Origin of the sequence: Paenibacillus pseudetheri (assembly GCF_924513355.1) — a bacterium.
Lineage (GTDB): Bacteria > Bacillota > Bacilli > Paenibacillales > Paenibacillaceae > Paenibacillus_AQ > Paenibacillus_AQ pseudetheri.
Map to the genome: position 1 here is coordinate 247,380 of NZ_CAKMAB010000001.1, position 19,641 is coordinate 267,020.

General features: G+C 44.4%; 18 protein-coding genes and 1 pseudogene. 13 read left to right on the forward strand and 6 right to left on the reverse strand.

The genetic code is table 11. The features are described from left to right. Positions 1-46: 46 nt before the first annotated feature. From L1028_RS01165 to sufB, 7 genes are all read left to right on the forward strand, one after another. Positions 47-349 (forward strand): YunC family protein, encoded by a 303-nt coding sequence (locus tag L1028_RS01165; RefSeq protein WP_234530158.1) that lies wholly within the window; start codon positions 47-49, stop codon positions 347-349. Positions 350-594: 245 nt separating this feature from the next. Beyond that, complete coding sequence (locus L1028_RS01170) at positions 595-1,056, forward strand: Dps family protein (RefSeq protein WP_234530160.1); 462 nt, start codon at positions 595-597, stop codon at positions 1,054-1,056. Positions 1,057-1,341: 285 nt separating this feature from the next. After that, positions 1,342-2,124, forward strand: a complete 783-nt coding sequence (gene sufC / locus L1028_RS01175; RefSeq protein ID WP_042186351.1) for a Fe-S cluster assembly ATPase SufC — start codon at positions 1,342-1,344, stop codon at positions 2,122-2,124. Between the two features lie 27 nt (positions 2,125-2,151). Then, positions 2,152-3,453, forward strand: coding sequence for a Fe-S cluster assembly protein SufD (gene sufD / locus L1028_RS01180; protein WP_042186353.1), 1,302 nt, complete (start codon positions 2,152-2,154; stop codon positions 3,451-3,453). Continuing rightward, positions 3,450-4,676 (forward strand): cysteine desulfurase, encoded by a 1,227-nt coding sequence (locus L1028_RS01185; protein ID WP_234530162.1) that lies wholly within the window; start codon positions 3,450-3,452, stop codon positions 4,674-4,676. Before sufD ends, L1028_RS01185 begins: the two co-directional genes overlap by 4 nt. Next, positions 4,663-5,094 carry a Fe-S cluster assembly sulfur transfer protein SufU gene (sufU, locus tag L1028_RS01190; RefSeq protein WP_036684339.1) on the forward strand — a complete coding sequence of 144 codons (432 nt, stop codon included), beginning with the start codon at positions 4,663-4,665 and terminating at the stop codon, positions 5,092-5,094. Before L1028_RS01185 ends, sufU begins: the two co-directional genes overlap by 14 nt. A gap of 27 nt (positions 5,095-5,121) precedes the next feature. Continuing rightward, positions 5,122-6,519: a Fe-S cluster assembly protein SufB gene (gene sufB / locus L1028_RS01195; RefSeq protein ID WP_042186357.1), complete on the forward strand. Its 1,398-nt coding sequence runs from the start codon at positions 5,122-5,124 to the stop codon at positions 6,517-6,519. Positions 6,520-6,824: 305 nt separating this feature from the next. On the opposite strand, the gene L1028_RS01200 is transcribed toward sufB, so the two are convergent. From L1028_RS01200 to L1028_RS01210, 3 genes are read right to left on the reverse strand one after another with little or no spacing between them, the layout of a single operon-like run. Beyond that, on the reverse strand, positions 6,825-7,034 hold the full coding sequence (locus tag L1028_RS01200; protein ID WP_234530164.1) for a hypothetical protein: 210 nt from the start codon (positions 7,032-7,034) through the stop codon (positions 6,825-6,827). Then, a complete protein-coding gene (locus tag L1028_RS01205; protein ID WP_234530166.1) occupies positions 7,035-8,015 on the reverse strand; it encodes a BtrH N-terminal domain-containing protein in 981 nt (326 codons plus the stop codon). Further along, on the reverse strand, positions 7,999-8,568 hold the full coding sequence (locus L1028_RS01210) for a PadR family transcriptional regulator (RefSeq protein ID WP_234530168.1): 570 nt from the start codon (positions 8,566-8,568) through the stop codon (positions 7,999-8,001). The genes L1028_RS01205 and L1028_RS01210 overlap by 17 nt, the downstream gene beginning before the upstream one ends. A 380-nt stretch (positions 8,569-8,948) precedes the next feature. On the opposite strand from L1028_RS01210, the gene L1028_RS01215 reads away from it, so the two are divergent. The 3 genes from L1028_RS01215 to L1028_RS01225 all read left to right on the forward strand — a co-directional run bounded on the left by L1028_RS01215 (position 8,949) and on the right by L1028_RS01225 (position 13,561). Next, complete coding sequence (locus L1028_RS01215) at positions 8,949-9,476, forward strand: effector binding domain-containing protein (protein WP_234530170.1); 528 nt, start codon at positions 8,949-8,951, stop codon at positions 9,474-9,476. Between the two features lie 459 nt (positions 9,477-9,935). After that, the gene (locus L1028_RS01220; protein ID WP_234530171.1) at positions 9,936-11,696 is read left to right on the forward strand and encodes an ABC transporter ATP-binding protein; all 1,761 of its coding nucleotides are present in this window, start codon (positions 9,936-9,938) and stop codon (positions 11,694-11,696) included. Between the two features lie 5 nt (positions 11,697-11,701). After that, entirely contained in the window at positions 11,702-13,561 is a 1,860-nt protein-coding gene (locus tag L1028_RS01225) for an ABC transporter ATP-binding protein (protein WP_234530173.1), read from the forward strand. 69 nt (positions 13,562-13,630) lie between these two features. On the opposite strand, the pseudogene L1028_RS31585 reads toward L1028_RS01225, so the two are convergent. The 3 genes and pseudogenes from L1028_RS31585 to L1028_RS01240 form a co-directional block, all read right to left on the reverse strand. After that, positions 13,631-13,879 (reverse strand): annotated as a pseudogene (locus L1028_RS31585) (DUF7667 family protein). Between the two features lie 179 nt (positions 13,880-14,058). Further along, positions 14,059-15,099, reverse strand: a complete 1,041-nt coding sequence (locus L1028_RS01235; RefSeq protein ID WP_234530178.1) for an HD-GYP domain-containing protein — start codon at positions 15,097-15,099, stop codon at positions 14,059-14,061. A gap of 77 nt (positions 15,100-15,176) precedes the next feature. Continuing rightward, a complete protein-coding gene (locus L1028_RS01240) occupies positions 15,177-15,890 on the reverse strand; it encodes a molybdenum cofactor biosynthesis protein (RefSeq protein ID WP_234530180.1) in 714 nt (237 codons plus the stop codon). Positions 15,891-16,026: 136 nt separating this feature from the next. On the opposite strand from L1028_RS01240, the gene L1028_RS01245 reads away from it, so the two are divergent. The 3 genes from L1028_RS01245 to L1028_RS01255 all read left to right on the forward strand — a co-directional run bounded on the left by L1028_RS01245 (position 16,027) and on the right by L1028_RS01255 (position 19,615). Beyond that, positions 16,027-17,466 carry a bifunctional metallophosphatase/5'-nucleotidase gene (locus L1028_RS01245; protein ID WP_234530182.1) on the forward strand — a complete coding sequence of 480 codons (1,440 nt, stop codon included), beginning with the start codon at positions 16,027-16,029 and terminating at the stop codon, positions 17,464-17,466. 72 nt (positions 17,467-17,538) lie between these two features. Next, positions 17,539-18,366, forward strand: coding sequence for an undecaprenyl-diphosphate phosphatase (locus L1028_RS01250; RefSeq protein ID WP_234530184.1), 828 nt, complete (start codon positions 17,539-17,541; stop codon positions 18,364-18,366). 145 nt (positions 18,367-18,511) lie between these two features. Then, positions 18,512-19,615 carry an HD-GYP domain-containing protein gene (locus L1028_RS01255; protein WP_234530185.1) on the forward strand — a complete coding sequence of 368 codons (1,104 nt, stop codon included), beginning with the start codon at positions 18,512-18,514 and terminating at the stop codon, positions 19,613-19,615. Positions 19,616-19,641: the final 26 nt, after the last annotated feature.

Consider the following 19,641-nt stretch of genomic DNA (forward strand, 5'->3'; position numbering starts at 1 on the left):
AAGCATACATATACATCGTGGTTGGTGAATAAAGGAGGTACTGCTATTGGTTACTATGGAGCCCATTATCGTAGGTGAACATACGCTGATCGGGGTAGAAGTTAAGCTTCCGAAAACAACGCTGCTCTCAATCAGCACAAGCCGAGGGTATATTATGTGTGGTGCGCTGGATGTTGGTTTGCTCAATGAGAAGCTCAGTGATCGGCATATTATTGCAGCCCGGGCGGTTGGTGTACGTACGCTGTCACAGCTGTTAGTTGCCCCATTGGAGTCGGTAACCATAGAAGCGGAGCGGTTAGGTATTGTACCTGGCATGACGGGTGCGGATGCATTACTTCTCATGGTCTGACTGAACAATCTTACAAAATCCAAAACATAAGAGGCCAATGGCCTCTTATGTTTTTTTGCAAGAAGCTGAAATGTTGAACAGTATAGAGAGTGTCTCCAGTGTACATAATTTAAACAGAGATTTTATGGAAGGGTTCTCCTTGTTTCGTCTTACATGCTAAGGGGTAAATTAAGAATAGACAAGTTGCTGCCGGACGAAGGACTGAGTAGCCCGGTAAATATAAAGGATAAGGATGGGATCATCTCATGGCAAAAGCATCTAATAAAGTAAATACAACTTCACTGGAACAAATTATGAACCGTCAGGTTGCTAACTTGAATGTACTGTACGTTAAAATCCATAATTTTCATTGGTACGTAAAAGGAGAACAATTCTTCTCTCTTCACGTGAAATTTGAGGATCTATATAATGAAGTGACGCTGCAAATGGATGAAGTTGCAGAGCGTCTGCTAAGCATTAAGGGAAGTCCCGCTGCGACGATGAAAGAATATCTGGAATTGGCAACGATTCAAGAAGCTACGGGTAAAGAGGATACACGTGGTATGGTCCAGTCTCTGATTGAAGACTTCGCTACTATTTCTGAAGAGCTGACAGAAGGTATTGAGCTTGCTGAGGAAATTAAGGACCAGCCTACCTCTGACATGTTTATTAAAATTCGTGGTGATCTTGAGAAACATCAATGGATGCTGCGTTCCTACGTTAGCTAAACGATAACTCATATGAAATAAGGCTTCCTGCGGGAGGTCTTATTTTTTGCGTTAGGTGGTTACGGAAAATAGCGAAACATGCGGTGCATTAAAGGATAAATAAAAAGAGATATTTGTAAAAAAACAGGGTTTGTTATAAAATTGTTGATAATCATTGATAATCATTGTGATTCAATTTATAATAATTATAATGTGATATAGAATCTAATTGTGCTGGGAATCAGGATCATCCTGTTTCAATACAACTTTTGATTTCGCAAATCGATCAATGGAGGGAATAATATTATGGCAGCAGATTTTGTCATTGAGGGACTTAAAGCGACGATTGAGGGAAAAGAGATTTTGAAGGGGATTAACCTTCAAATGAAAGGTGGCGAAATTCACGCCATCATGGGACCAAACGGTACAGGTAAAAGTACCTTGGCGTCAGCTCTTATGGGTCACCCTAAATATGAAGTAACTGAAGGAACAGCAACACTTGAAGGTGAAGATCTTCTGGAGATGGCGGTTGATGAACGCGCACGTGCAGGTCTTTTCCTTGCTATGCAGTACCCAAGTGAAATTTCCGGAGTAACAAACTCCGATTTCTTGCGCTCTGCCATTAATGCCCGTCGTGAAGAGGGAAGCGAAATTTCTTTGATTCGTTTTATCCGTCTTATGGAAGCGAAGATGAAAGAACTGGACATGAACCCTGAGTTCCTACACCGTTACCTGAACGAAGGCTTCTCCGGTGGTGAGAAGAAACGTAACGAAATTCTACAAATGATGATGCTAGATCCAAAAATCGTGATTCTGGACGAAATTGACTCTGGTCTTGATATTGATGCTTTGAAAATTGTTGCCGAAGGCGTAAACTCTATGCGGAGTGAAGATCGCGGTTTCCTGGTTATTACCCACTATCAACGTCTCTTGAACTACATCAAACCTGATTTTGTACATGTTATGATGCAGGGCAGAATTGTGAAATCCGGTGGTCCTGAGCTTGCACAACGTCTGGAAGCAGAAGGCTACGAATGGATTAAAGAAGAACTTGGAATTGAAGACGAAACAGTAGGGCAAGACGCGTAAGAAACGCCAGGAAGGAGGAGAACACTTATGACGACACAGACCATTCTTCCGGTGGATGCCGAGCGCTTGAGCGAATTATCGCATAGTAGCGGCGAACCGGGTTGGCTGAAAGAAAGCCGCTTGAAAGCACTTGAACTGGCAGCTACTCTGACACTGCCTAAATTAGAGAAGACACGGATTGATCGTTGGAATGTGAACAATTACGGTAGCTACAAAGCAAGCGAAACCATTGCTTCACTGAAGGATGCACCTGCTTCCATTTCCTCCTTGATCAAGGATCAGGAAGAAGGCAGTCTGATTATTCAACGTAACTCTGGTGCAGTATATACACGACTAGCTCCTGAACTTGCAGCACAAGGTGTTATATTTACCGATCTGCAAACGGCTGTTAAAGAGCACGGAGATTTGGTACAACGTTATCTTCATAAGGCGATTCAGCCTGACGAGCATTCTATCGCTGCGCTTCATGCAGCACTTTGGAACGGGGGAGTATTCCTCTATGTTCCTAAGAATGTAGTGGTTGAAACTCCACTTCAGGCGGTGCTGTTAACAGATGATGCGGAAGCTTCATTTGTTCCTCACATTCTGATTGTAGCGGATACTAACAGCTCCCTGACATACGTAGACAACTACGTGTCGGATAAAGAGGAAGCTGGCTTGCACAATGGTGCTGTAGAAGTATTCGTGGGTGCAGGTGCTAAAGTACGTTATGCTACAGTGCATCAGCTGGGCGTGGATACAACAGATGTGACTTACCGCCGCGCTGTTGTTGAGAATGACGGAACGATCGAGTGGATTGTTGGTGAGATGAACTATGGTGATACAGCAAGTGATACCAAGTCTGTGCTCAAAGGCAATGGCTCTAGCTCGGATGCTAAAGTAATTGCTGTAGGTACGGGATCACAGAAATTGAATTACACTACTCAAGCTCAGCATTTCGGCAAAAATACCCCAAGTGACATGATCACTCGTGCGGTTATGCGTGATAATGCTACTTCTATCATCAACGGAATTACCAAGATCGAGAAAGGTGCTACAAGAGCCGACGGTCAGCAAACGGAGAAAGTATTGATGCTGAGTCCAAAAGCCCGTGGTGACGCCAATCCGATCCTACTGATTGATGAAGATGATGTTACAGCAGGCCATGCCGCTTCCGTAGGACAGGTCAATCACGAGCAAGTCTTTTACCTGATGTCCCGCGGAATTACACGGCATGATGCAGAAACTCTGATCATCTATGGCTTCTTGGCTCCTGTTGTGTCGCAAATTCCACTAGAGGGACTGCGCAATCAGCTCCAATCTCTTGTGGAAAGGAAGTTAGGTCAATGATAGGGAGCGTCATCCGGGAGCAATTTCCCATACTGAACCAGAATGTGAACGGACATCCACTGGTCTATCTGGACAGTGCTGCTACTTCACAGAAGCCTCGTCAAGTGATTGAGGCGGTCAAGTCGTATTATGAGTGGGATAACGCCAACGTACACCGTGGCGTCCATACTCTAGGCAGCCGTGCAACAGATGCCTACGAGGGAGCCCGGGAGAAGCTAGCTAAGTTTATTAACGCCCGCAGCACTAAAGAAATCATCTTTACGCGCGGCACAACCACTGCCCTAAATCTTGTTGCCTCTTCTTACGGGCCATCTGCAGTGGGTGAAGGCGATGAAATTGTCATCACCCTGATGGAGCATCATAGCAATTTGATCCCCTGGCAGCAGCTAGCTAAGAAGACAGGTGCTACTTTAAAATATATACCGTTGCAACCTGACGGAACGATTACGCTTGAAGATGCTGAAAAGACGATTACGGATAAAACCAAGATCGTTGCTATCGCTTATGTATCTAATGTTATGGGAGTAACTCATCCGATTAAAGAGCTTGCGGCGATTGCTCATCGTAACGGTGCGGTAATTGTCGTAGACGGTGCACAGAGCACACCTCATATGAAGGTCGATATGCAAGATCTGGATTGTGATTTCTATGCACTTTCCGGACATAAAATGCTAGCACCGACTGGAATTGGGGCTTTGTACGGCAAAAGAGCACTCCTTGAAGCCATGGAACCTATTGAGTTCGGTGGCGAAATGATTGATGATGTGGGTCTCTATGAATCGACATGGAAAGAACTTCCTTGGAAGTTTGAGGGCGGTACGCCGATCATTGCAGGAGCTGTTGGCTTAGGTGCAGCCGTAGATTTCTTACAAGAAATCGGCATGGATGAGATTCACAGCCATGAGAAGAAGCTTGCCGCATACGCAGAACAGCGTTTATCTGAAATTGATGGCTTGACCATTTATGGTCCGCGCAATCGTGAAGTTGGCGTTGTGACTTTTAATCTGGGTGACGTTCACCCGCATGATGTCGCTACAGTACTAGATGCGGAGGGAATTGCTATCCGTGCTGGTCATCACTGCTGTCAGCCGCTGATGCGCTGGCTGGAAGCCAGCTCAACAGCACGTGCGAGCTTTTACCTGTATAACACCGAGCAGGATGTAGATCGACTGGTGGACGCTTTAATCAAGACAAAGGAGTACTTCGGCTATGAACTTGGATGACTTGTACAGACGCGTAATTATGGATCATTATAAAAGTCCCCGGAATCGTGGTTCATTTGAAGATGATGCTCTGAAAATTGAACTAAATAACCCAACTTGTGGTGACCGTATTACACTTCAGCTTAAGGTAGAGGATGGAATCGTCAAAGATGCCCGTTATAACGGTGAAGGTTGCTCGATCAGTATGTCATCGGCTTCGATGATGACTGAGGCGATCAAAGGTCAAACGGTTGAACGAGCACTTGAACTAGCTGATAACTTCTCCTTACTGATGAAGGGTGAAGACGTGGATTTTGGAGATTATGAAGATATTGAAGCCCTATCGGGTGTGAATAAATTCCCTGCACGGATCAAATGTGCAACACTGGCTTGGAATGCGCTTCGTAAAGGAATTGACGAAGAAGAGCAACATAAATAACAGTAGAAGAACAAGGAGGCTGACACCATGGCTAAGAAAGCGCCTGATATGGAAGAATACCAATATGGGTTCCGTGATGAGCATAAGTCGATATTCCAGTCTGGTAAAGGTTTGACGGCCGAAATTGTTAAAGAAATTTCAGCAATCAAAAATGAACCACAGTGGATGCTTGATTTCCGCTTAAAATCCCTTGAACAGTTCCGTAAAATGCCGATGCCTACATGGGGCGGCAATATGGACGATTTAGATTTTGAGGATATTCAATATTATGTAAGACCTTCAGAGAAACAAGGGAAGACTTGGGAAGAAGTTCCTTCCGAAATCAAGGAAACCTTTGATAAGCTGGGTATCCCTGAAGCGGAACAGAAGTTCCTCGCCGGCGTATCGGCACAATATGAATCTGAGGTTGTATACCACAGCATGCAGAAGAGCCTTGAAGATCAAGGGGTTATTTTTACAGATACCGATACTGCACTGCGTGAACATCCAGAGCTTCTTAAGAAGTTCTTCGGGACGATCATCCCTCCAACCGATAATAAATTTGCAGCACTTAACAGTGCAGTTTGGTCAGGCGGAAGCTTCATCTACGTTCCTAAAGGTGTGAAATGTGAAGTTCCTTTGCAGGCTTACTTCCGTATTAACTCTGAGAATATGGGACAATTTGAGCGTACCTTGATCCTCGCTGACGAAGATAGCTTCGTGCATTATGTAGAAGGCTGTACAGCGCCAATCTACAGCACGAATTCTCTGCACAGTGCGGTTGTTGAAATCTTGTGTATGAAGAACTCACGCGTTCGTTATACTACGATTCAGAACTGGGCTCCTAACATCTACAACCTCGTTACTAAACGTGCGGTTGCAGAAGAGAATGCTACGATGGAATGGGTCGATGGCAACATCGGTTCCAAGCTGACTATGAAGTACCCTGCGGTGGTTCTTAAAGGCCGTGGAGCTAAAGGTTCAGTACTGTCCATCGCGGTAGCGGGTAAAGGCCAGCACCAGGATGCGGGTGCCAAGATGATCCATTTGGCTCCAGACACAACATCCACCATTGTATCGAAATCGATCAGTAAGCACGGCGGTAAAGTAACTTATCGTGGTCTTGCTTCCTTCGGCCGTCAGGCAGAAGGTGCGAAATCGAACATCAAATGTGATACACTCATTTTGGATAACGAATCCACTTCGGATACGATTCCTTACAATGAAATCATGAACGATAACATCGTGCTTGAGCATGAAGCAACGGTGTCCAAAGTTTCTGAGGAGCAGCTGTTCTATCTGATGAGCCGTGGCCTCACAGAAGCTGAAGCGACTCAAATGATCGTCATGGGCTTCATCGAACCATTCACCAAAGAACTGCCGATGGAATATGCGGTCGAAATGAATCGTCTGATCAAGTTCGAAATGGAAGGTTCTATCGGTTAATTTCTGTTGCTGATGTTTACTGCATGATAAGTGAATAAGAAATACCCCGTCACCATAGTTATTGGTTGACGGGGTATTTTTTTGTTTTCGTGAGATGTTTTCTGACTGGAACAGTGTTCATATACACAATAATGCCTTTGATTAGGCTTTGCATTCTGTACCAATGTTTACATTTATCCTTTAGAATTAAGCGGAATTTTATTAAGGGTTTAACTTCTAAAAAATATGGACACTCCGAAGGAATTGATAGAAGAAATATCCTCCAAAACCGATTAACAAAAAAAACCGCGCTAATGGTAACCCATTTAATAGCATTCCGGTTCATCGTTTTTCGTGTGGTGGTTAGGAAAAGGTCGATAGTCATTCCACCAAGGCCAACAATGCAACCATGCATAAAGCCATTTTTCAGGCCAGGATGCTTCTTTTGAGTTGATGCCTATAATACAAGGTAAGGCTGCATTGATCGTGAACAAGAATTCCTCTTTGCGGTTTTTAAACACCGTAAATGCTTGCATTCACAATAAAAGCTCCATGGCTGCGCGTTCTTTATCCGCAATCTCGAGCAACAGTTTGGACACCTGCTGCAGCTCCCGGTGGCTGCCCGTTTTTCCGGCATGGTTGATCGAAGCAGATACGCTGACCCACATTGGAGCGATTTCCGCAAACAAGTGGTAAGCTTGCTCTATTTTCGGGTCTGCCAACTGATCTGCGCATTCTTTCAGGAAATCCCGATACAGATTCCGAAACAAAGCACCGCCGGTTCCACCACGTTCCATTAGCAATGCGGTCAGGCATAAATCATGTTCAATATTGTTGCTGCGGGAAGGCCACTTCATGATTTCATCGCTCATTTTTACAATGCCTTTATTTCCGATATTGCGAATGGGCGGGTTCAAATAGTCATGCGCATTTTTGGCCAAGGATACGCGTATAGCTTGAACGAGAGGCGGGAGAGTATCAAATGGCTCGAGTGTGAAAGAACGATTACGGGAACTCATGGGTCCTTTTGCATTTCTGGCTGCGGCCAAGCTTGTTAAACTCGTCTTCAGCAGTCCGCCCTGTTGTGCGGTGTCCGCCATGTAGGCATTAGCGTCGTCCATGCCGTAAAGAACCGCATAGTGACCGGCAAAGTGCACTTTGCTCGTGAAATAGTCTAAGTAATAGGAATCCAACTTTAGTCCGACCGGAATTCCGCGATCGATGTAACTCCGTACGTTCTGCCATGCCTTGTCGACGGACGATGTTTCTTGAATATTGACGATTAAACCCAGCCGGGCGGCGAGGTTGGCCGTCAATTCATCCGGTTTCACCCTTCCGCCGATGAACGGAAAGTCTATTTTTTTCGAATCCCAGTAAATAAATCCGAGCCCTTGCCCGAGTCCGAACAGCAGCGGCTCCGACAAGTGAACTCCCGCAAATTGCAGCAAATTGCCCATGGCAGTCGTTTCGCAATGTTCGCCTTGGTAAGGATGGAATCCTTCAATGATTTTGGCCATATTCACCTGTCTCCTCCAATAATTCATTAATTAGACTGGCAACGAACGCTCTTTCACTCTTGATGAGGCTTATAGGATGCAAGAACAGTGCTCTTACGTTCAGCGGTAATTGAACTCCGCCTTGCGATTCGTATTTTTGCCTTATTTTTATTGAAGCCTTTTGAAGAAAATCTAACCGTTTCCGCAAAGCTTCCACGGCCTCGTCTTTCCCGATATAAGGTAAAGCGGCAAGGCCGAGATCGAAGCGGATGTCGCGCTCCCGCGCTGATGACAGGCTGCCCAGGATTTCGTTTCTTAGCGCGATCATACCGGCTTCGGTGAGGGAGAAACGGTGTGGCAAAGGTCCCTTGCCTGATTTTTCTTCGGATTCCTCGGATGTAACCCATCCTTTATCTTTAAGCTTCTTCAGTCCTAAGTAGATCGAAGTCGTGCCGATATTCGCCCAATCCCGATAGCCACGCCGATCGACTAGCTTCTTGATATCGTATCCGGAAGCTTGGCGGCATTCCGCGATCATTTGCAGCAGCATGAATTCGACATTCGAAAGTAGCATAGAGGAACCTCCAATTTTTAATATTTCACATATGGAATATAACATGTATGTAATATAAGATCAATAACCAGCTGGGCGTATGGCTGGCCGGATTTAAAGGTTGTAATTGTATTAGGCAAAAAGGTGAAATAAATAAGACACAGTTCATTTTTTTGAAGGTCGCAGCATCCGAAACAAGGAATATTGGTCTATTAATGAATTAAGAGATTCCTGCAATCGTTAGATACAGTAGATTCTTCTTTCTTGTTTGTACGATTTTTAGAGAGTGTTCTTAGAAACAGCAAGAAGTGTCCTATCCTGAGTGGAAGCAAAGCTTATAATACAGTTAATCGTTGCAACGAGGAAGTGAAGCATTTGGGTTGATGTCACCCTAATGGAATATGTCCGTAGGAGACGATGATCAAATAAACCAATTACGCGGAGGAATTAAAGTGGACTATTTAAGTGAATTTACAATAGGCAGCTTGGGCGCGATGAAGGTAGTGAGTGGTGTAAGGGTCAGTGATAATCCTGAAGATGAGGTAATTAGCTTTGTCACAGAATGGGCTAAGCGGGCTGGGATTAGGACCGATGCTAGACAATTTGGTTTTGATGTTCCGGTTAGCGATGAGGATCAAGAGAAAGGGCTCCGGGGCTACGAATATTGGGTAGTTGTAGAGGAAGAGCCTTCTTTCCTTGAATCGGGGCTTGAATATAAACATGTTGGGGACTGCAAATATGCAATCCAACGGGTTACCGAACCGATGGTTGATCCTTTTGAGCGTATTCCGCTAGGATGGAAAAAGCTTGCCGGATGGGTAAACAGCAGAGGTTACAAAACCTCTTGTGATCAGGATCGCTTCTGGCTGGAAGAGAAATTGGAGATCGACGGTTCGGTCTACATGGATCTTTATTTTCCCATAGAATAGATGTAAGACCTACAAGATAAACACTTTGAAAAAGAGTGTCCTTCTTGTAGGCCTTTTTTGGCTTAAACCGAACAACTTGGACAATGGATTTTCATTAGGAAACCGATGATAATTCTCCTGATCTGAGGAAAAGTGCTAATAATTATGTAAATATCCTGATAAAGGTCTTCTTTTGAGTGGCCGATCATATTAAGGATCATGAAGTTTCTTAATTCAACAGCATTAAGGAGGAAAATCGAGTATTTTAAGACAATGATGGTCGTTTGTCACCTATATATGGGGCTTTTTTCCGAAATAACAGGATAAACGCTCAATTCTACCCTTTGCCGCTTTAAATTAGGGATGATACACTGCTTAAAGTCACTAAAATTGTAAGCGCTAAAAAATAGCTTTATTTTGTAAAGCTAAGTCTATGCTTACGAAGCAGCTTTACTTCGTAAAGCTTTAAGGAGGAGAGATATGGATGTTCTCAGGCAACTGCGAGGCTATTACCGAGAGAAGCTGCATTATTTGATTCTTTCGATTGTATGCTTGGCCGCCGCAACTGCAGTGGGGCTAATTACCCCCAATTTGTTAAGGAAGCTGATCGATGAAGTAATTGTTCCACTTAAGTTTAAAGAGGTGCCTGTGTTGGCTCTCAGTGTGTTAGCTGTAGTAATCGTAAAAGCATGCCTGCAATTTGCACATGGTTTTTTTGGAGGGCGGTTAGGTAATTTTCTGGCATATCGGCTACGTAACGCTTGTTATGAGAAATTGCAATTTCTATCTTTCCGTTATTATGATACCGCGAAAACAGGAGATCTGATGTCCCGGCTGACCGGGGATTTGGAAGCGATTCGGAACTTTATCGGTTTTGGTTTTGCTCAGTTGTTAAATGTGTTTTTTATGGTGCTCTTTGGTTCTATCATGATGTTCACCATTAATTGGCAGCTAACATTGGTTACTTTGATTACTATGCCATTTCTGGCAGCAGTAGCTTTAAGATTTGAGTCCAAGATTCATCCGGCCTTCCAAGAGATGCGCCTTGCGCTGAGTTCTCTGACAACGGCTGTACAGGAGAATATCACGGGTGTGCGAACTGTCAAATCGTTTGCTAGAGAGGCTCACGAAGTTGAGAAATTCTCACACCGTAATGAACGTTATAAGAATAATCAGATTTTTGCCGCTGAACTCTGGAGTAAGTTTTTTCCTATCATGGAGCTTTTAGCATCGGTAAGTATAGCTATCCTGTTAGGTGTAGGTGGTACACTCGTCATTAACGGGAAAATGTCACTAGGTGAATTGGTGGCCTTCTTCAGTTTGATTTGGTACATCATTGGACCGGTATGGGGGCTAGGCTTTCATATTAATAACTATACACAGTCCAAAGCTTCGGGAGAACGTGTACTTGAAGTACTTAATCAAAAAATTGATGTGAAGGATAAAGAAGATGCCCGTGAACTGGTACCTTCCGAGGTTAAGGGGGATGTTGCCTTTAATCATGTCACCTTTGCGTACGGGAACAAAATGCCTGCTGTTACTGACATCCATTTTGAAGCTAAATCAGGTGAAATTATCGGATTTCTTGGAGGCACAGGTTCAGGGAAATCCACTATTACCCAACTGATGATGCGTGCTTATGATGTCAATGAAGGGAGTATTACGCTGGATGGCATTGATATTAGAGAATACAGTGTGCGCAGCCTGCGTTCACAGATTGCCACCGTATTCCAGGAAACATTTCTGTTCTCCTCATCCATCCGCAACAACATTTCATATGGCTTGAAAAATGTAAGCATGGAGGAGATTATCCGTGCTGCACAGCTGGCCAAGGCGCATGATTTCATTATGGAGATGGCAGATGGTTATGACACTGTAGTGGGTGAACGCGGGATGGGTCTCTCTGGCGGACAAAAGCAGCGGATTGCCATCGCAAGAGCCCTGCTTAAGAATCCGCGTATCCTTATCCTCGATGATGCGACCAGCGCTGTGGATATGGAAACGGAACATGAGATTCAAGCGGGCTTCCAGGAGGTCATGAATGGGCGTACAACACTTATAATTGCCCATCGGATATCCTCCTTGCGTCATGCGGATCAGATCATTGTCATGAACGAAGGTCATGTTCAGCAGCGTGGTACTCATCAGGAGCTAATTGAGGTTCCGGGTCCATACCAAGATGTATACCGGATACAATATGCTGACTATCTGGCCAGAGCTACCGGAAGAGGGGAGGAGTGAGGCATATGAAACTTGAAGCCAAACAGAACACCGCTACGGGAGCAAAGCGTAAAGCAGCCGAGCAGAAGACACTTGATGAACGTTTCGTGTACAAAGACGATGACGTTATCGACAAAGCGTTTGACTGGAAGCAGTTCACCAGATTATTCAGCTATATGAAGCCTTACGCCAAACAGATGCTTCCACTGGTTTCTATCATGATGATTCTGGGAACCATTACGAAGCTGACCGTTCCTTTCTTGACAAGTTTAGCTATCGACCGTGCCATAGCACCTAAGGTTGGGAATCCCAGCTTAACACTTCTTTATTCGCTTACGGCAGGTGTGATTGTCTTATATCTCATTCAATGGATTGCAGGTGTGTACCGGATTAAGTACACGAACATCATTGGACAAAGAGTTATTTATGACTTGCGTTCTGACTTGTTCAAACATATTCAGAAGCTCTCTTTTAACTTCTTCGATAAACGCCCGGCAGGTTCGGTATTAGTACGTGTGACGAATGATATCAACTCTCTGCAGGATTTGTTCACGAACGGGGTAGTCAATTTGATGATTGACTGTGTACAGCTTTTGGGGATTACCATTATTCTGTTATTGATCAACTGGAAACTTGGTCTTGCAGTAATGGTTACGGTTCCGATCATGTTCTTTATTTCTACTAAGCTGCGCCAGAAGATTCGGATCGCTTGGCAGGATGTGCGGATGAAGAACTCTAGAATTAATTCTCACTTGAATGAATCGATTCAGGGGATCAGAGTCACACAGGCTTATACACAAGAACGTGAAAATATGAATTATTTCGATTTTATGAATACAGATAGCAAAAAGTCCTGGAATAAAGCATCTGCGATGAACCAGGCTTTCGGGCCGATGATCGAGATCACTGGTGGTTTTGGAACGATGATCCTCTTTTGGCTAGGGGCATATCTCATCCAATCTGGCGAGCTTACAGTCGGTTTGCTGGTAGCGTTCAGCTCTTATGTCAGTAACTTCTGGGACCCGATCAACCGTCTGGGACAGATGTATAACCAGCTGCTGGTAGCGATGGCTTCCTCAGAACGCATCTTTGAATATTTGGATGAGCAGCCTTCGGTTCAAGATAATCCAGGGGCTAAACCACTAGGAACGATTCGTGGAGATATTAACTTTAATAAGGTTGTTTTTGAATATGAAAAGGGTCGGGCGGCTTTAAAAGGCATCGATCTGGATGTAAAAGCTGGGCAATCGATCGCGCTGGTGGGTCATACTGGCTCGGGGAAAAGTACGATTATTAACCTGATTGGCCGGTTCTATGATATTAAGAGCGGAAGAATTACGATTGACGGTGAAGATATCCGTGAAGTTACATTGGATAGTCTGAGAAGGCAGATCGGAATCGTGCTGCAGGACACCTTCATTTTCTCAGGAACGATTCGCGATAATATCCGGTTTGGCCGACTGGATGCTACCGATGAAGAAGTGGAAAAAGTTGCGAAAGCAGTAGATGCCCATGACTTTATTATGAAGCTTCCTGGAGGATATGAGACAGAGGTAGAAGAGCGCGGTAGCGCCTTGTCCATGGGACAGCGTCAGCTGCTCTCCTTTGCCCGCGCACTATTGGCGAATCCACGGATTCTGATCCTTGATGAAGCTACGGCCAGTATTGATACAGAGACGGAGCTGAAGATTCAAGAGGCACTCAAAATCTTACTTCAGGGCCGGACCTCCTTTATCGTCGCTCATAGACTATCTACCATCCGCCATGCGGATAAAATAGTCGTTCTGGATCATGGTGAGATTAAAGAAGAAGGAACCCACCGAGAACTGACGTCACGTGATGGTGTGTATAACGGTTTAATAGAAGCGCAGTTCCGCTTTCTATAGCAAAGAACAACAGCCCATTCCCCTTGCGAAAGCAAATGAGGAGTGGGCTGTTTTATATTGTACGTCCAATTATTTCGGGCGTTTGGGCAATCTACCCGTTATACGTAGCTCAAACATTTGGGCACAAATATCCTGATGCCACTGTGTATCCGTTGTCTGTTCCGCTAACAGTATTTCATTCTATAGTCGTGCCATCTCCCAACAGTAAGTGGCATTCACCTGAAGGCATTGCTGTTGTTCTGTTTCTTCGGAGGCTGTAAGCTGGCGTAGACGACTTAGAGTGAATAGCTCGGCAAGACGTTCATGGACTGGAAGCATACTTTTTACCTCCTAGAAATATTTAAACCACATATTAGTCTCGCCAAGAAATTAGTAATTCAATCATCCATTGCTGTATCTACAGTAGAAAACACTTTTCCCGCTCACCAGAAAAAATCCCCCGAAAAAATGGGGGATCATGGAATACAAAAGATAGCTTTGAGGAAGATTGAAACGCCCTAGTCCATGTAAATTTCTACAATGGCAACGTTCCGTTCGCGGGAAAGATCCACGAACATTCCGTCAACCTTTACCAGTGGACGGAAAATATCCACCAGATTGTTCATAATAATTACGCCAATATCACCTGTGTTCAGCAACACACGCTTGCCGATGAAGTTGGGCATTAAATGCTGGATAAAGGCTTGAACTGTTTTAGCGTTCAGTTTACCGAAACTTAGATTGTTTATTTCACGCAGGACGGAAATAAGCTCTTGCTTCGACTGATAGACTCGTTTAGAAGTCATCGCACTATAGATGTCAGCTACAGCTGCAATTTGTGCATAAGGATGAATATCGACTTTGCTTAGACCACTGGGATAGCCAGAGCCATCCTCACGTTCATGATGCTGGAGAGCAGCCAAAGCTGTGTAAGAATCGTCCATGGAATTACGTATAATTTCGTAGCCGTACTTAGTATGTAGTTTGATTTCCTCGAACTCATCTGGCGTTAGCTTCCCTGGTTTATTCAAGAGGGAGGGTGAAATCCGGCATTTTCCAATATCGATCAAATATCCTGCACGACCAATTTCATAGCATTCTTGTTTGGAATAACCAAGCCATATCGCAATATAATAAGAGAGCATGCCTACCTGAAGGGAGTGATTGTAGGTATAGTTATCTTCCCGATCTAGCAAAAGCAGGAGGGACACTACATCTTTATGCTTGTCCAAAGTTTGAAGCGAAGGCTGAAGAATGTCGTTTACCACGGATTGGTTGAAGCTTCCTTTTAATAACGCTTCCATATAAAGAGACTCGAAGCCGTCAATCATGGTATCAAAACTAGTGGTCACCGTCTGAATGATTGAAGGTCTGCTGAGGGGTGATACCTCTTCCTCTAGCGTCTCGATATCAACATAATCAACTCCAAGCTGCATCAGCTTGGCGATATCATTTATTTGCAGCAGTGATCCTTTCGGTAATACATGTAAACCCCTAGAACTATACGCATCCGCGTTAAGGTGATTACCAGGTTTTAGATCCGAGACGTGTACTCTCAATGCCTATGCCACCTTTTATCCGATTTTATCCAGAATATCAACAAAGTTCAGATTTTTCAATCAAAAAGGAGAAAAGATTATTTGTGGATTGTATCACTAGCTTTTTGATCAGAGTTCACCCAATGTTGGCCCGATTCGTTAATGTCTTTTTTCCAAACGGGAACCGTCTGTTTCAATCGTTCAATGGCAAAACGACTGGCTTCGTAGCAGGTATCGCGATGAGGTGTGGAGATGGCAATGATAACACTTGCTTCTTTTAAACCTACAAGCCCAATGCGGTGAGATATGGCGCAGTTTGCGTTCCAGCGGTTCTTGACCTCTTTTCCAATCTCCTCTAGTTTACTTAAGGCCATAGGAATATAAGCTTCATAATGAAGTGCGGTTGTACGTTGTTCTCCAGTCATTTCACGTGTAGTGCCGATAAATAATAAGGATGCTCCGTGATTGATGTCAAGAACGGTATCTAGAAGCTTCTCTGCATTTAAAGGCTGGTCCGTTATGCTATAAAGACCATCACTAGTAGTTTCATATATAGTGCCATTCTCTCCCCCGGAAACTGGAGGAATAAGTGCAACTTCGGAAGACGCTGTGATGATAGAATCATCAGGAGCATATTCCTGGTCAATGGCAATTAAAGAAGCCCCAATTTGGGGTGCTGCATTCGGATAAGAGGCAGATAGAAGCTCCTTCAGCTTGCCAGCTGTTAAGGGAATCTCAGTCGCTTGGAAGGACAGAGAAGAAGAGCCGATTGTCTCAGCCAGACCCGCGAATAGTCGGATAGTAATATGCATTTTTATTCTCCTCTGAAGTATGATCTGATGTCTTCAATATACCATAATGTTTCTGAAAATGTTATGCTAGGCTCTATAAGATCACGCACCGACTGCTTCATTAAAGAGCAGCTCTAGGGTAGGAGGAATGTTGCTTATGGGGCATGTGCCGCAAAGATTGACCATACTTCATACCAATGATATACATAGCCATTTTGAGATGGTAAGTCCGGTGGCAGCGGAAATATTCGCACAAAGGGCTGCAGCGGGAGAAGAGCCTGTACTGCTGCTGGATATTGGTGATCATATGGATCGTGCAGCTGTTGAGACAGAAGGCACTATGGGTCTGGCTAACATCGACGTATTAAATTTAACAGGATATGATGCTGTAACCATTGGCAATAATGAGGGGCTCACGTTCTCTCAGGAGATGTTGTCATCTATTTTTTCCGGGTTACAGTGTCCAGTAGTATGCTGTAATTTTGTAGAGTCTTCGACAGGAGAGCCGCCAAGCTGGATGAAGCGTTATGCGATCTTGGAGAAGGATGGAATTAGAATTGGAGTGACCGGAGCAACAGCGGCATTTACTTCGTTCTATTCCCTTTTGGGCTGGGATGCTTTAGATCCTGAGACTGCGCTCCGGGAACAATGCCTATTTTTAGCGCCACAGGTGGATATTTTAATCGTTCTATCTCATCTTGGACTTCCTACGGATAAAATTCTGGCAGAGCGGTTAGAGGGCGTTCATGCGATTCTTGGTGGACATACGCACCATCTGTTGGAAGAGCCTATTATGATTAATGGTACTGCCGTATGCGGTGCTGGGAAATTCGGCCGGTATCTCGGGCGCCTTCAATTTGAGCGACTAGATCCTCAGTCTGATTTCAGCTTAGTAACGGGTGGATGTATTCCTATTGACCCCCTTCTGAAGGAGGAGGTTATAGGTCCTGCAGCCGCTATTCATTTGAAGCATGGCCAAGAATCTCTTCAGACGATCGTTGCGATTACTGACCGTGAGCTTCCTTTGAACTTGCGGGGAGAGTCCCCCTTTGGCAATCTTTTGGCACAAGCAGTACGTAGATTTACAGGAACTAGTATGTCATTAGTGAACACGGGTCAGCTGCTAGGACCATTGCCGGAAGGCGAGGTTACGACAGGGATGCTACACGCACTTTGTCCTTCTCCCATCAATACTTGCATCATTAAGCTGAAGGGTAGAGACATTCGTACAGCTTTGGAACAGAGCCTTACAGAGGAATTTTATAGTAAGGTCATTTACGGGTACGGTTTCCGCGGGAATCATCTGGGCAGCTTGGCAGTAGATGGATTAAAAATCTTGTACGACCCACTGATGATACCGTATGATAAGAGTGTTGCAGTTTTTGTCGAAGGAAACCCACTGGAGGATGAAAGAGAGTATAATGTTGGTACGCTGGACATGTTTACTTTCAGGGCAGGCTATGAGACGATCGCGAATGGGAAGGATGCTTTGTTTCTGCTGCCACATTTTTTGCGCGATCTCTTGCGGATGGAGTTACAGCGTCCAAACAGCCTCGATGAATGCATGCTCACTCGCTGGGAGGCTAAGTCTGAATAAGGCCGACAGCTCATAATCTACACTTATAGACTCCATTTAACAGTGCTAGATTCCCAAAAATAGGAGGACATTATGGACACGATTACAGCTATTATTTTAGCAATTGTCGAAGGGATCACTGAATTTATTCCTGTATCTTCGACCGGACACATGATCTTGACCACGAAGCTTTTAGGTTTCGCTGAGCAAGATTCGATTATGAAGACTTATGAAATTGTAATTCAACTAGGGGCGATTTTGGCGATTGCACTTGTTTACCGCAAGCGAGTGCTCAATTTGCTAGGGATTGGACGTAGTAGTTCAGGAAGAGGGGGCGTTATGCCGGCATCCCGCCTGAACTTAATTCATGTGATACTTGGGATTGCCCCAGCACTTGCTGTGGCATTTTTTGCCCGCGACTTTATCAAAAGTCTTTTTGGAGCTTCGACTGTACTCTGGGCACTTGTGGCCGGAGGGATTCTAATGATTGTTGCAGAATGGGTGAACAGACGCAAAATACGAATTACTGCCCATGAACTGGATGATTTGTCTTACGGACAGGCGCTGGCGATTGGATTGTATCAGATTATTTCGGTACTCTGGCCGGGCTTCTCCCGCTCCGGGTCTACAATTTCTGGGGGGATGTTAAGCGGAGTCAGTTATAAGGCTTCTGCGGATTTTTCCTTCCTCATAGCTATTCCAATTATGTGTGCGGCTTCCGGGTATGAACTGCTGGATTCGTATAAAAACTTCACAAGTGAGACGATTGGTTATTTTGTAATTGGCTTTCTGATTTCTTTTGTAGTGGCATATTTAGTGGTCATTTTGTTTATGAAATGGATTCAAAAGATTCGATTAACGCATTTCGCGATCTATCGATTTATTCTTGCTGCTATATTCTGGTTGTTTATTATGCGTTAATGCCCGTTGGCATAGACCTGGACACATCTGATTTTCTTTAAGGTACACCTGTCTGAATTTCCATAGAAACGGTATAGACAAAGCGTGTGACCCAAGGATTTCAATACAGAATAGCATTTTACCGTTAAAGGCAGGAGTGAGTTTAGTGCGTTTAGTATCCGTGAATCAGCTTCAAGCAGGCATGAAATTAGGTAAAAAAATATATAATGATGAAGGTCTAACTCTACTCGCTGATGGGGTGGAGCTTACGGATGCATTGATCAAGCGTCTTGCTAGAATTGATATCGGCTATATCTACATAGAGGATTCTGTCACGGACGATATTGTGATAACTGGTATTCTTCAGGATGAGACGCGCAATAAGGCCCTAAAGGTGATTCGTAATCAATTTCAGCAAATGTCTGGGGCTTCAGGTATTACCAAGGGTCTGTATCATCTGGACAAAAAATTTTCTAAGATCATGGATAACATTTTAGACGATATGTCTCTACAAGAAGATCCGATGATCATGCTGATGGATATGCACACTGCTGATAACTATTTATATGTCCATTCCCTGAATGTCTGCTTGTATACTTTAGTGCTTGGTATTGCTCACGGGTATAGCAAAGAGGAACTTCGAGTGATTGGGCTAGGCGCGCTGCTGCATGATATTGGGAAGACACAAATCCCGATAAAAATCGTACAGAAACCCGGCAGGCTCAGTGATGAAGAATTCCGCCACATGCAGGCTCATACCGAGATAGGGTTTCAGATTCTAAAGGAGGAGCCCAATATCCCGCTGCTCGCAGCACATTGTGCCTTGCAGCATCATGAACGCATTGACGGTTCAGGATATCCTCGCGGATTAACAGGATCCCAAATCCATGAATATGCCAAGTGGCTGGGTGTAGCGGATTCCTACGATGCCATGACCTCCAATAGAGTCTACAAAAAGGCTATGCTGCCACATCAAGCCGTTGAAGCGCTCTATGTTGGTTCCGGTACTTTGTATGAGCAGAAGCATTTAGAGTTATTTAGAGATCGTGTAGCTATCTATCCGCTGGGTCTAACGGTGAATCTCAGTACGGGGGAGAGCGGGGTTGTGGTCAAAATAGATCCAAGTGCGCCTCACAGACCCACTGTACGTGTGCTTACGGGTCCTGAAGGAGAGAAAATCATACCGTTTGAACGAGATCTTAGTAAAGCCCTCTCTGTTGTTATTATTGACGTCTCAGAACAAGGTAGTTCTCAGGAAACGCCAAATTGATTATTTATAGCAGCGTGGAGAGAAGA

What these genes read in the sequence shown, in the direction of transcription:
- L1028_RS01170 (WP_234530160.1), top strand. Translation starts at nt 595, where the DNA reads ATGGCAAAAGCATCTAATAAAGTAAATACAACTTCACTGGAACAAATT.
- sufC (WP_042186351.1), top strand. Translation starts at nt 1,342, where the DNA reads ATGGCAGCAGATTTTGTCATTGAGGGACTTAAAGCGACGATTGAGGGA.
- sufD (WP_042186353.1), top strand. Translation starts at nt 2,152, where the DNA reads ATGACGACACAGACCATTCTTCCGGTGGATGCCGAGCGCTTGAGCGAA.
- L1028_RS01185 (WP_234530162.1), top strand. Translation starts at nt 3,450, where the DNA reads ATGATAGGGAGCGTCATCCGGGAGCAATTTCCCATACTGAACCAGAAT.
- sufU (WP_036684339.1), top strand. Translation starts at nt 4,663, where the DNA reads ATGAACTTGGATGACTTGTACAGACGCGTAATTATGGATCATTATAAA.
- sufB (WP_042186357.1), top strand. Translation starts at nt 5,122, where the DNA reads ATGGCTAAGAAAGCGCCTGATATGGAAGAATACCAATATGGGTTCCGT.
- L1028_RS01200 (WP_234530164.1), bottom strand. Translation starts at nt 7,034, where the DNA reads ATGCAAGCATTTACGGTGTTTAAAAACCGCAAAGAGGAATTCTTGTTC.
- L1028_RS01205 (WP_234530166.1), bottom strand. Translation starts at nt 8,015, where the DNA reads ATGGCCAAAATCATTGAAGGATTCCATCCTTACCAAGGCGAACATTGC.
- L1028_RS01210 (WP_234530168.1), bottom strand. Translation starts at nt 8,568, where the DNA reads ATGCTACTTTCGAATGTCGAATTCATGCTGCTGCAAATGATCGCGGAA.
- L1028_RS01215 (WP_234530170.1), top strand. Translation starts at nt 8,949, where the DNA reads ATGTCCGTAGGAGACGATGATCAAATAAACCAATTACGCGGAGGAATT.
- L1028_RS01220 (WP_234530171.1), top strand. Translation starts at nt 9,936, where the DNA reads ATGGATGTTCTCAGGCAACTGCGAGGCTATTACCGAGAGAAGCTGCAT.
- L1028_RS01225 (WP_234530173.1), top strand. Translation starts at nt 11,702, where the DNA reads ATGAAACTTGAAGCCAAACAGAACACCGCTACGGGAGCAAAGCGTAAA.
- L1028_RS01240 (WP_234530180.1), bottom strand. Translation starts at nt 15,890, where the DNA reads ATGCATATTACTATCCGACTATTCGCGGGTCTGGCTGAGACAATCGGC.
- L1028_RS01245 (WP_234530182.1), top strand. Translation starts at nt 16,027, where the DNA reads ATGGGGCATGTGCCGCAAAGATTGACCATACTTCATACCAATGATATA.
- L1028_RS01250 (WP_234530184.1), top strand. Translation starts at nt 17,539, where the DNA reads ATGGACACGATTACAGCTATTATTTTAGCAATTGTCGAAGGGATCACT.